Below are 12,244 nucleotides of genomic sequence, written 5' to 3' on the forward strand. Positions count from 1 at the left end.
AGATAAAAATGTTAGAAAACTTATCAAAGACGTATAATCCAAAAGACTTTGAAGATAGACTCTATAAATATTGGAATGATAATGGTCATTTTGTAGCTCATGCTGATAAAACAAAAAAGCCATATACTATAATGATGCCGCCGCCAAATGTAACGGGAAGTCTTCATATGGGGCATGCACTGAATAACACAATTCAAGATATTTTGACTAGATGGAAGAGAATGGAAGGATATTCAGCTCTATGGTTGCCTGGTACAGACCATGCTAGTATATCCACTGAGGCTAAGGTAGTAGATAAGATAAAAAAAGAAGGAAAATCAAAAGAAGAATTAGGTCGTGAAGGATTTTTAGAAGAAGCTTGGGAGTGGACTCACAAATATGGAAGTACAATCAAGAATCAACTTAAAAAACTAGGAGTTTCATGTGATTGGTCAAGAGACAGATTTACATTAGATGAAGGTCTTAGTAAGGCAGTAGAAGAAGTTTTTATTAGATTATATGAGAAAGGTTTAATCTATAGAGGAGATAGAATAATTAACTGGTGTCCTAACTGCAGAACTGCAATATCAGATGCAGAGGTAGAGCATGAGGATTCACAAGGAAATATTTGGTATATTAGATATCCAATTAAGGATAGTACTGAATATATAGTAATAGCTACTACTAGACCTGAAACTATGTTAGGAGATTTAGCTATAGCAGTTAATCCTGAAGATGAAAGATATACTAATTTAATAGGTAAGATGGCGATTCTTCCATTGATGAATAAGGAGATACCAATAATTGCAGATAATTATGTAGAGATGGAATTTGGTACGGGAGCAGTTAAGATTACTCCATCCCATGATCCTAATGATTTTGAAGTAGGAGAGAGACATGGACTTGGGCAGTATATTATAATGAATGAAGACGGTACTATTAGTGCCAATGGTGGAGTCTACGAAGGTTTAGAAAGGTATGAAGCTAGAAAGAAAATAGTTGATGATTTAAAGGAACAGGGATATCTTGTAGAAATTAAAGAACATCAAAATGCAGTAGGACATTGTGAAAGATGTTCAACAATTGTAGAACCTTTGATTTCTAAGCAATGGTTTGTAAAGATGGAGCCATTGGCTAAACCTGCATTAGAAGCCTATGAAAAAGGAGAATTAAACTTTATACCAGAAAGGTTTGGAAAAATTTATACTCATTGGTTAGAAGGTATTAGAGATTGGTGTATTTCTAGACAATTATGGTGGGGACATAGACTTCCAGTATATTATTGCGAGGATTGTGGAGAAATTATAGTGTCTAGAACCCAGCCAGAGAAATGTAATAAATGTGGTAGCACAAAACTACATCAAGATACTGATACTTTAGATACTTGGTTCTCATCAGCGTTATGGCCTTTCTCAACTTTAGGATGGCCAGAGAGGACAGAAGACCTAGAGTATTTCTTCCCTACTGATGTATTAATAACAGGATATGATATTATATTTTTCTGGGTAGTTAGAATGGTATTTTCAAGTATTGAGCAGATGGGAGAAGTTCCATTTAAAGATGTATTCTTAACAGGGCTTGTTCGTGATTCTCAAGGAAGAAAGATGAGTAAATCTTTAGGTAATGGTATAGACCCATTAGAAATAATAGATGAATATGGTGCAGATGCCCTAAGATTTACTTTAGTTACAGGTAATTCCCCAGGAAATGATATGAGATTTTATATTGAGAGGGTAGAAGCCAATAGAAATTTTGCTAATAAGCTATGGAATGCTACTAGATTTGTTCTTATGAATCTTGAAGAAGATATAGCTAAGGAAGAATTAAATTTAGATAATTTAGAAGAAGAGGATAAATGGATTTTATCTAAGTTAAATACTGTAATAAAGGAAGCTACAGAAAACTTAGATAAATATGAAATAGGTATGGCTGCACAAAAGATATATGACTTTATCTGGGATGAATACTGTGACTGGTATATTGAAATGGTTAAATCAAGATTATATGGAGAAAATGTATCTAGTAAAGAAACAGCAGAGAAGGTTTTATTATCTGTCTTAAAAGATATATTGAAGCTACTTCATCCATTTATGCCATTTATCACTGAAGAGATTTGGCAACATCTACCAGGTAATGATAAGCCACTGATTTTAAGTTCTTGGCCAGTATATAAAAATGAATTAAATTTCCTTGAGTCAGAAGAGGCTATTGAATTTATTAAATCAGGCATAAAAGGTATAAGAAATGCTAGAGCTGAAATGAATATTGTACCTTCTAGAAAATCTAAACAAATCTTTGTAACAAAAGACGAAAATATAAAGAAGATTATTAGCTATGGGCAAAGATATTTCCTAAATCTTGCCTCTGCTGAAGCAATAGAGATAGTAGATACTAAGGTGAATATAGGAGAAGATAATATTTCCTTAGTACTAGATAGATGTGAAGTATTCTTACCTTTAAAGGATTTAATTGATTTTGAGAAGGAAATAGAAAGATTAGAAAAGGAAAAAGAAAAACTTGAAGGTGAAATAAAGAGGGTAGTAGGGAAATTATCTAATGAGGGATTTGTGAAAAAAGCTCCTGAAAAAGTAGTAGCTGAAGAAAAAGAAAAACAAGAGAAATATGAAGAAATGCTTGAAAAAGTAATTGAAAGACTTGAAAGCATAAAATCCAATAGATAAGGCGGAGGTCAAAATGAAGTATCAAGAGGCTTTGGAATATATTAATGACAAAAATAAATATGGCTCAAGACTTGGACTTGATTCAATAGGTAAGCTTTTGAGTCTTTTAGGAAATCCTCAAGAGGGATTAAAATATATTCATATAGGTGGAACAAATGGAAAGGGTTCCACCTCCTCTTATTTAGCTCATATGCTAGAGTCAGGAGGATATAATGTAGGATTATTTACATCACCTTATATAGAGAGATTTAACGAACGTATACAAATAAACGGGCAAGATATACCAGATGATATTCTTGGAAACATAACAGGCTTAATTAAGGAAAAAGCCGATATTATGGTAGAAGAAGGCTTTGAACACCCTACGACTTTTGAAATAGTTACTGCAATAGGATTTATGTATTTCAAACAAGAACAGGTAGATTATGTAGTGTTAGAAGTTGGACTAGGAGGTAGATATGATTCTACTAATATTATTTCTTCACCATTAGCCTCGGTTATTACAACTATAGATTATGACCATATAGATGTTTTAGGTGATACTTTAGATAAAATTGCTTATCAGAAGGCAGGGATAATAAAGGAGAACTCAATAGTGGTTTCTTATCCTCAAGTAGAAGAGGCGCTGCAAGTTATAAAAGAAGTGTCAAATGAAATGAAAGCAGAATTTTATTTGTGTCCAATGGAAAATATTAAAATAAGAGATATCTCTGGCATGGGAGCTAGTTTTGATTTTCATTATGAAAATACAAATATGAAAGATATAAAGATTTCCATGCTAGGTGAGTATCAGATATATAATGCTACCTTGGCTCTAACAACATTATTGATTTTAAAGGAAAAAGGTTTAGTAGATATTTCTGAAGAGCAGATAAGGGAAGGTTTAATAAATACTAAGTGGCCTGGTAGGCTTGAGGTTATGAGAAGGAACCCAATATTCTTGATAGACGGTGCTCATAATGTGCAAGGCATTGCTCAATTAAAGAAAGCTATTAGTCTATTTAAATATAAACGTCTAATATTGGGTGTAGGAATATTAAAGGATAAAGACTCCTCTCATATGGTTGAATTATTAGCTCCTATGGCGGATGAAATTGTAGTCACAGAAGTCAATATGCCTAGAAAGTTAGATGCAGAGGAACTAGCAGAAGAAATATCAAAATATAATAAAAATATTTTGATAGAGAAGGATATAAAAAAGGCCATAGAAAAAACTCTGGAGTTAGCCGAGAAGGATGATATGATAGTATTTGGTGGGTCACTATATTTAATAGGAGAAGTAAGGAGTATAATAAAACTACTGTAGCTTAGGCATAGTAGTTTTTTTAACTTCACCAATATATCATCTACTGCATAAATTACTTATATACAGGGGGTGATATATTGACTTATCATAAAATATTAATAGCTAATACTGGTGAAGATAGTTTGACAATGATAGATAAGTCTATTTCTAAAACGATTTTTCTATCTAAGCTTATAGAAGAAAAAGGAGATAATTGGATTCAAGAAGGTAATAGATTAGGGCCATATGATATTGATATGGGAGAAGAAGATCATATATATATTGCTAATTCTTATGATAACTCTATTATGAAAATAGATTTACAGAATATTAAGCTATTGGGCATTCTCAAAGTAGGAAAAAATCCTACCTGTATAAAAAAATTTAGAAATAAAATTTATGTTGCTAATAGTGATTCTAACTCCATATCTATTATTGATGAAAATACATTTTCATTAATAGAAAATATATCAGTAGGAGAAAAACCTACTGATATTCAAATAGATGAAGAAGGTTTAAGAATTTTTATTTTAAATGGTAATTGTTATACAATAAATGTATTAAATTTAGATACAGAAAAGATATCTTCTATAATTTTAAGTAATCAACCAGTAAAAATGGTTATAGAAGATAAAAGACTATTTGTCTTGTCCTATATAAATAATGGAATCAGTAACTATAGCAATTTATCAGAATTGAAGGCTGAAGACTATAGAACTATAATGAGTATAGATTTAAAAGGAATCTTTGGTGATTTTGTCAAAATACAAGGGGAAGAATTATTTTATCTCTCCAATATGGAAGATGGATATATTTATAGGATTTTTATAGGTAAAGAAGTAAGTATTTCTAAAATTTATTTAGGAGGTATGCCAAATAATATTAAATGGGATAAAAAAACAAAGCTTTATATTGCTAATATATTAAATAATAACTTAACTATACTAGACAAATCAAATAACCAAATAATAGATAATATTAGAGTAGGAAAAGAACCAAATGGTATTCTCCTACTCTAATGGAGTTGTTTTTTCATCTATAAGTATATTAATTATATTTTTATATATAAAGTCTGGAGTTTCTTTCCATTTAGAACAGATTAATTCCACTTGTTTTTTTGTTGGAACATCTAAATATAGACTAAATAGTGTTTCTTCATTTTCTATTAATTTTAAATTTACCACATATTGATTATTTGCTTTTTCAAAATAATCTGTGATGACTTGGGTTTCAATTTTATTTTTCTTTTCAATTTTATTAAATTCTTTATTTAATTCCTCTTTAATTTTACTTGAGATTCTATCCTCAAAATAAGATAGAGCTATTTCACCCTTTTCTAATATATTATATACTTCCTTTGAGTTATTATCTATTATTTCTATAAATTTTGATTCAACTAATTCAATTAAATATTGTTGTACTAAAAAGAAATTCATATAGTTTTTTTCTAATACAAATTCAATTATTTCACTATTAGTAAATGAAGCAGGAGATACTTTTATTATATATAATAAAAGTAATTTATTTTGTGCTAATTCTTCGGTATTTTCAATAAACATTATTTAACACCTCTTTTTATGAGCTATATCAATATATTATATCATAATAAAAAGAGAAGGTAAATACTTCTACAACCCATGTATTTGCAACAGTTCGTTTTGTTTCGTCAAAAATATTACTTAAAAATAGAATTTATATTTTTAATAGCATTATCCATGATATTATCAGTAACATGAGAGTAAATTTTCATTACAATTTTTACAGTATTACCTAATAGTTTAGCTATGGTTTTGAAATCTACTCCATTAGCAATTAATAAAGCTGGATAATTATGCCTCGTATCATGTATAGAATTCTCATATGCATTTTTTGATACGAGTGTTTATGGTTGAAGTTGATCCTTCAGATACAACCGTCTTACCAATACAATATTTTATATGAAAGTAAGTGATTTGTGAAAGTGGTACATCCTACATTTTAAAAGTATATTATTGTATAGCAATATGTATCAATAGGGTTTGGAATTTTATATACTTTTTTGATCTATGTTTAGGAACATATATACAACTTTTTTAATATTAGATTTCTTTTTAAAATCTTGTTTAGATTTTTGTTTCCATTTTCCCGTATTATCTTTATAAGAAATGATAAATTGTATACCTTTATTCTTTTATCTATAGGTGATATTATAATCCTTGCTCATCCTCCTTCGTTATTCAATAACTTATCTAATAATTCATTAGGGGTTATTTGTAAAGCATCGGCAAGTTTAATTAGTTTAGTTATCGTCAAACCTCCTATATCACCTCTTTCTATTTTACTTATATAAACTTGGGTAACCCCTATTCTATCTCCTAACTGTTTTTGAGTTAATCTCCTATTAATTCTTAACGTTTTCACTTTCGTATCACTTCCGACTTTATTATGTCGAACATTGGCGAAAATTTCTACTAGAAATACATGGTTTGTCGATAGTATAACTACTAGTTATATTTTTTCTGATACAATTATATTAAAGAAAATATTTTCTTAATTGCTTTTTTATGTAAATTTTTGTATAATGTTTGTAGAACGCCAGTTCGAGACGTTAGTTTGTGCGAAAAAAAGGGGGATACATATGAAAAAGAAAGATGGAATTATAATAGAATTGACAATAATAATTGAACAACTAGATGTTCTCAATTTATTACGGCTACTGGATTTTGCTAGAGCTTTAAAAAGAAAAATATAATAAAGATAAATGACCATTAAGGTCATTTTATTTTATCAATTTTTATTGTTTTTTAATAAGTTCATCAAATAAAATTCTAAATGCTTCTTTATATTTTTCATCAAGCTTCAAGTATGATAGTATTATTGCTTTATCTTTAGGGTTAATGTTTCCTAGACTTTCAACGATAGCTTCGATAAAAGAAGTTTCGTTGCTTCTCATTTCACCTATTCCAAATCGTAACCATTCTTCATTGACCCCAAACTCTCTACAGATATCATTTACTATTCTATCAGTTATATTTCTAGTCCCTTTTTCTAAAGCGGAGATATGAGCCCTAGATTTAATATTTATTCTTTCTCCAAACTCTTCTTGTGTTAATTCTAAAAATTCCCTTAGTTTTTTTAACCTATTATTAATTTCTGATTTCATTATTTTTATTCCTCCTATTACCTTATATATGATAATATATCATATGTTTGTTTGCATTGCAAACAAATTATTTTTATAAAGTTACAAAAAATACTTGACGATGTCATCAAAGCAACTTATAATGTAATCAAAAGGAACTGAGGAGGTTGTAAATATGACAGTAAAAGAAAAGAATGACTTAAATAGTCAGGTCAAGGATTTTATGAAAAAGCTTGAATCTATAAACGAAAAAGATAAAGATATAATACTGGCTTCTTTAAAAGGCATGTTGTTAGTAGCAGATATAAAAAAGGAGATGAAATAATAAGCAGAGGGGGAAAAGATAATGAGTAATATGTATAACGGAGTAGAAAAAATGCTATATAGTTATTATAAAACAAAAAAAAGAATAGATGGTTTGAAAAGCAGACTTATTAGAATAGAAAATAGAATAGAGAGATTAACAAAGGACATAAAAGAATGTAACATAGATTTAGAAGATACTATAAAGGCTATAGACTATTCAAGAGATATAGTACAAGGAAATATAGTTTCTAATATAGAAATAGAACTAGAAAGAGCTGTAGATAATATACTTAAAGAAATAGAAGATAACATAAGAGATAAATATAAGACAAAAAGTAAAATTACTAATTTACAGAAAAAGATAGATAATATAGATACAATGCTAGAAGAACTAACAGAAGAAGAGGCACAAATACTAAAGCTAAGATATTCGGAAAAGCTAAGTGACAATAGAATATCATATATAATTAATATGAGTAGATCTACAGTACAGAGAAAGCGGATAGAGTTAATAAATAATTTAAGTGAAATAATGAGCAAATAATGAGCAGAAAACAGGCAAAACATCAAGTAAAAGTATAGTATAATGATAGTGTAAGAAAAGTATCAAATAGGAACTTACTTAATTGGTAAGATAAATTACTTACAAAAGGCTGCTGTTCAAAGTAGCCTTTATTATTTATAATTCAAGAAAATAGAGATATAAGAAAGAACTTATAGTTTTATAAATAGGTATTTTGATTATTAGTGGCTTAGATTTAATAGTTATAGCTGCTTTTTTATTGCCTAAAATTATAGAAATTTATGTCTTGAGCAGTTAACGTTTATGTAAAAAAATTAGTTAACCATGTCTATCTATTAAATAATAGTTATAGAATTATAAATAAAAATTATAAAAATATGATTCTATTAAAGAATATTGTTTTGAAAGGGGTGATTAAATATGAGAAGAGAAAGACTATAAGGATATACAGTGTTTTGTAGATGAATTGTTATATGAAGATAGGAGGTGATAGGATGATCAAATATAGAGAAATAGCTAAAGCTATAGTAGAAAAATTGGAGAAACATACAAGTATAAAGGTGTTAAGTAATAATGAAGGTGTAAATAGACCTTCATTTTTCATGTCATTTGATAAGATGAAATCCACTGATTTTATGAGAGAAACTTTAGATAGAACAATTACTGTAAAAATACATTACTTCTCATCTACAATAGATAACAATGAAATTGAATTATTTGATATGCAGGATAAATTGAACAAAATATTTTTAGAAGATAATTTAATTAAAGTAAATGAATACATGGAGATAGAAGTAGATGAATTAAATTTTAGTATAACTGATAAGGTACTACAGTGTTATTTTGATATAAGAATAAGTGAAGCCTACAATAGAATTGATGATAGACCATATATGAAAGAATTAGAAATTAATAATAAATTAAATTAGAAAGGATGATGAGTTATGGCAGATATTGGTATGCCTAAAATTGATATTATTTTTAAATCACTTGGTGCTAGCGCGATACAACGCTTAGAAGGGGGAAGGACAGCAGTACTAATAATCAAAGATAGCACAGATAAAACATTTACATTTGCAGAATATAAGAGCACTGCAGATTTGGACTCAAAAGAACAAAAAAAATATACAGTAGAAAATATACAGTATATTAAAGATGTACTAGAAGGAACACCTAAAAAAGTCTTAGTTGCGAGAATGGATATACCTACAACAGAAGGTGAAAGTGGACTAGCAGACTTATTAAAAGTAATTAAAGGCAAAATTGAAATGAATTGTTGGGTAGGTATAGCAGATGCAACTCAACAGGAAACAGATGATTTAATTAGTTTTGTAAAAGATAGTGTAAAGAATGACAAAAAAAGGTACAAAGCTTTAGTTTATAAGGCTAATGCTAGTGACGACATGCATGTTATCAATCTAACTAATGAGGATGCAAGCAAATATGTACCATATTTATTAGGTTATCTTGCAGGCTTAAGCTTAGATATGTCTACTATTGCAAAACCTTTACAAAAGTTAGATATGATAAAAGAACATGATGATCTAGAAGAAGCAATAAATAAAGGTGAATTTGTTCTTTATAATGATGAGGGAGAGGTTAGAGTTGCTAGAGGGATTAACTCATTAGTTACAACTGGACAAGGTATTACTGATGATATGAAATTCATCCTAATTATAGAGGTTATGGATTTAATCTATACAGATATATATACTACTTGGAAAAACAGCTATAAGGGTAAATACAAGAATTCATTAGATAATCAAATGCTTTTAATTGGAGCTATTAATTCATATTTTAAAGCATTAGCCAATGATTTGTTATTAGATCCTAATTTTAATAATAAGGCTATGGTTGATATAGAACAGCAAAGGTTAAATAATATACCTAAATACGGCGAAGAAGTAAAGGCTTGGGATGATAATAAAGTTATGGAAATGACAGTTGGCACAAATGTTTATCTAACAGGAAACATAAAAATATTAAATGCTATGGAAGATTTTAAATTTGAAATAGAAATGTAGAAATATAGAAAGGATGGTAAAGTATGAGCGCAAACAATAGAAGTAATCAATATTGGAATGGGTCTAATGGGGATTTATGGGTCAATGATACCGATTGGGACAAAGTTAAATCATTTGAATTAAAAATGCTAATGGAATGGGAAGATGTACCTAACGGACTATCTACGGATAGAGTCTTAATGGGTTATAGCTATGAAGGAAGCTTCACCTATAGAAAATCAGATAAAAACTATAATAAAGCAATAGACTTATTATTTGAAGAATATGCAGCAGGAAGAGTTCCAGACGTATCAATTGTGAGTAAAGCATATAATAGGGCAACAGGAAAAACACAGCGTATAAAGATTACAGGGCTAACCTTTGATGAAGTCACCTTACAGTCTTGGGAGGAAAGAGCTGTTGGAGAAATAGAAATGCCATTTAAAGCAAGTGATGTAGAAATACTGCAATAATAAACACTTTGCAAAAATTAAACGCCTTAGAATACAATCTAGGGCGTTGATTATTTTTAAAATGAAAGGATGAGGGATTTATGAATAAAAATGCTACATTAGCAGATATAATAGAAAAAAGAAAACAAGGTGAAATGGACAAATTAAAAATTAAATATTATGAAAGCGAAACATTAGGCATGAAAATAGAAATTAGAAAAATACCATTGCGACAATATCTCAACTTAATAGAAGAATTAGAAGAAGGCAATAGTTTAGAAGGTATGAATAAATTAATATATGAATGTTGCCCAATGTTTAAAGAGAATACTAAAGAAGCTATGGAGATATATGATGTATCAGCACCTACGGATTTACCTTCAGCTGTATTAGAGGATCAATTAAATGAATTAAAAGAGATTATAGAGATTATAAATTCCTTTTATGGTATAGATAAAATAGAGGATGAAATAAAAAACTAATAAGGGTTAATGGAGAGTTTCAGATGTATGCTTATTATTTAGTTAAAGGGCATACATTGAATTCTTTGTTAACTCTTTCTAGATTAGAAAAGATTTTTTATAAAGAGGCTATGGAATATGCTCTTGAGATGGAAGGCGAAAAATATAAAGCCTTATTTGGGAAGTAGGTGAAAAAATGGCGAAATTTAAAGATATAATATCTCAACCTTTAGTGAAAGTATCTAAAAATATAGGTCAAGTAACTGAAGAAATGGAGAAATCACAAAAGCAAATAGAGAAATGGAAAGATAATAGTATAAAAGCAATGGACAAGGTAATTAAGAAAACTGCTAAAGCTGGTGTAGTTATGGCTAAAACAGCTCTATTTGATATTGGATTTAAAGGTATGAAGGAACTTGATGAAGCTAGTGCAAAGGTTAAGTCTGTTGCAGGTGAGGTCCTCGATTTAAAGGATATACAAAAAGATTTACTTCAAAATTCTACTAAAACAGGCGTAGCGGTTAATGAATTAGCAGATGCCCAATATTCTGCTATATTATCTGGTGTTAAGGCTAGTGAATCTATGGATGCAGCAGTACAAGCTGCTAAATTAGCAAAAGCAGGATTTACAGACTCTAACAGTGCATTGAAAGTTATGACCTCTACTATGGACGTATATGGACTAACTGGGACTAAAGCTATGCAAGAAATATCTGATAAATTATTGGCTACTCAAAATCTTGGAGTTACAAGTGTTGGCGAATTAGTTAATTCACTAGGATCTGTGACACCGATAGCAAAATCAGTGGGAGTAAGCTTGGACGAAGTCTTGGGAGCAGTTGGATCTCTTACAAAGAATGGGAAATCTACATCAGAAGCTATGGCAGGCTTAGAAGGTATTATGAGTAATGTTCTTAAACCATCTAGACAAGCCAGCGATATTGCTCAAAAACTAGGTATAGATTTTAGTGAAAGTGCTATTAAATCTAAAGGTTTTACAGAATGGTTGGAGGAAGTGAAGTTAAAAACTAAAGGTAATACTGAAATAATGGGCAAGTTATTTGATGATGTAGATGGACTAAATGCTGCCATTTCTTTAACAAGTGGAGGAGGGTTTGCAGATTTCAAGAATATACTTGATGAAGTGACAGATAGTGCAGGCATGACAGATGAAGCATTTGAAGCTATAACTAATACTATAGGATCTAAATTGAATAAACTAAAAAATACTTTTAAAAACATATTCACATCCATTATGAGTACTCAATCCGATCTAATTGGAGAGTATGTTTATAAAATGGAAACATGGGTTACTAATAATGAAGAAAAAATCCAAGGTTGGATTCAATCTATAGGTGAAGGTATTACAAAAATGGTTGACTTTGTAAAAAGTGTAATAGATTTTGTGAAGGAAAATGAGAAATCTATAACAA

Annotated in this window: 15 protein-coding genes; 11 read left to right on the forward strand and 4 right to left on the reverse strand. The window is 29.4% G+C overall.

Going from position 1 to position 12,244, the window contains the following annotated elements:
* Positions 1-8: 8 nt before the first annotated feature.
* The 3 genes from RT714_RS08045 to RT714_RS08055 all read left to right on the forward strand — a co-directional run bounded on the left by RT714_RS08045 (position 9) and on the right by RT714_RS08055 (position 4,964).
* Positions 9-2,660: a valine--tRNA ligase gene (locus tag RT714_RS08045; protein ID WP_313757061.1), complete on the forward strand. Its 2,652-nt coding sequence runs from the start codon at positions 9-11 to the stop codon at positions 2,658-2,660.
* Between the two features lie 13 nt (positions 2,661-2,673).
* Positions 2,674-3,966, forward strand: a complete 1,293-nt coding sequence (locus RT714_RS08050) for a folylpolyglutamate synthase/dihydrofolate synthase family protein (RefSeq protein ID WP_313757062.1) — start codon at positions 2,674-2,676, stop codon at positions 3,964-3,966.
* Positions 3,967-4,043: 77 nt separating this feature from the next.
* Positions 4,044-4,964, forward strand: a complete 921-nt coding sequence (locus tag RT714_RS08055) for a hypothetical protein (RefSeq protein ID WP_313757063.1) — start codon at positions 4,044-4,046, stop codon at positions 4,962-4,964.
* Here the strand turns inward: RT714_RS08055 and RT714_RS08060 are convergent.
* The 4 genes from RT714_RS08060 to RT714_RS08070 form a co-directional block, all read right to left on the reverse strand.
* Entirely contained in the window at positions 4,956-5,504 is a 549-nt protein-coding gene (locus RT714_RS08060) for a DUF4364 family protein (protein ID WP_313757064.1), read from the reverse strand. The two genes, RT714_RS08055 and RT714_RS08060, sit on opposite strands and share 9 nt — an antisense overlap.
* Positions 5,505-5,971: 467 nt before the next feature.
* Complete coding sequence (locus tag RT714_RS15925; RefSeq protein ID WP_399326389.1) at positions 5,972-6,103, reverse strand: Arm DNA-binding domain-containing protein; 132 nt, start codon at positions 6,101-6,103, stop codon at positions 5,972-5,974.
* Positions 6,104-6,144: 41 nt separating this feature from the next.
* On the reverse strand, positions 6,145-6,345 hold the full coding sequence (locus RT714_RS08065) for a helix-turn-helix transcriptional regulator (protein ID WP_313757065.1): 201 nt from the start codon (positions 6,343-6,345) through the stop codon (positions 6,145-6,147).
* A 373-nt stretch (positions 6,346-6,718) separates the two neighbouring features.
* Entirely contained in the window at positions 6,719-7,087 is a 369-nt protein-coding gene (locus tag RT714_RS08070) for a helix-turn-helix transcriptional regulator (RefSeq protein ID WP_313757066.1), read from the reverse strand.
* Between the two features lie 154 nt (positions 7,088-7,241).
* Between RT714_RS08070 and RT714_RS08075 the strand changes: the two genes are divergently transcribed.
* The 8 genes from RT714_RS08075 to RT714_RS08110 form a co-directional block, all read left to right on the forward strand.
* The gene (locus RT714_RS08075; protein WP_313757067.1) at positions 7,242-7,391 is read left to right on the forward strand and encodes a hypothetical protein; all 150 of its coding nucleotides are present in this window, start codon (positions 7,242-7,244) and stop codon (positions 7,389-7,391) included.
* A 21-nt stretch (positions 7,392-7,412) separates the two neighbouring features.
* Entirely contained in the window at positions 7,413-7,916 is a 504-nt protein-coding gene (locus RT714_RS08080) for a sigma factor-like helix-turn-helix DNA-binding protein (protein WP_313757068.1), read from the forward strand.
* A 473-nt stretch (positions 7,917-8,389) separates the two neighbouring features.
* A complete protein-coding gene (locus tag RT714_RS08085) occupies positions 8,390-8,824 on the forward strand; it encodes a DUF6838 family protein (protein WP_313757069.1) in 435 nt (144 codons plus the stop codon).
* A gap of 15 nt (positions 8,825-8,839) precedes the next feature.
* Entirely contained in the window at positions 8,840-9,919 is a 1,080-nt protein-coding gene (locus tag RT714_RS08090) for a phage tail sheath C-terminal domain-containing protein (protein ID WP_313757070.1), read from the forward strand.
* Between the two features lie 23 nt (positions 9,920-9,942).
* A complete protein-coding gene (locus tag RT714_RS08095; protein ID WP_313757071.1) occupies positions 9,943-10,371 on the forward strand; it encodes a phage tail tube protein in 429 nt (142 codons plus the stop codon).
* Positions 10,372-10,451: 80 nt separating this feature from the next.
* Positions 10,452-10,832, forward strand: a complete 381-nt coding sequence (locus RT714_RS08100) for a hypothetical protein (RefSeq protein ID WP_313757072.1) — start codon at positions 10,452-10,454, stop codon at positions 10,830-10,832.
* Between the two features lie 23 nt (positions 10,833-10,855).
* A complete protein-coding gene (locus RT714_RS08105; protein ID WP_313757073.1) occupies positions 10,856-10,999 on the forward strand; it encodes a hypothetical protein in 144 nt (47 codons plus the stop codon).
* 8 nt (positions 11,000-11,007) lie between these two features.
* Positions 11,008-12,244, forward strand: a 1,237-nt coding sequence (locus RT714_RS08110; protein WP_313757074.1) for a phage tail tape measure protein, incomplete at its 3' end; no start/stop codon positions are given.

Source organism: Tissierella sp. (assembly GCF_032104385.1).
Lineage (GTDB): Bacteria > Bacillota > Clostridia > Tissierellales > Tissierellaceae > Tissierella.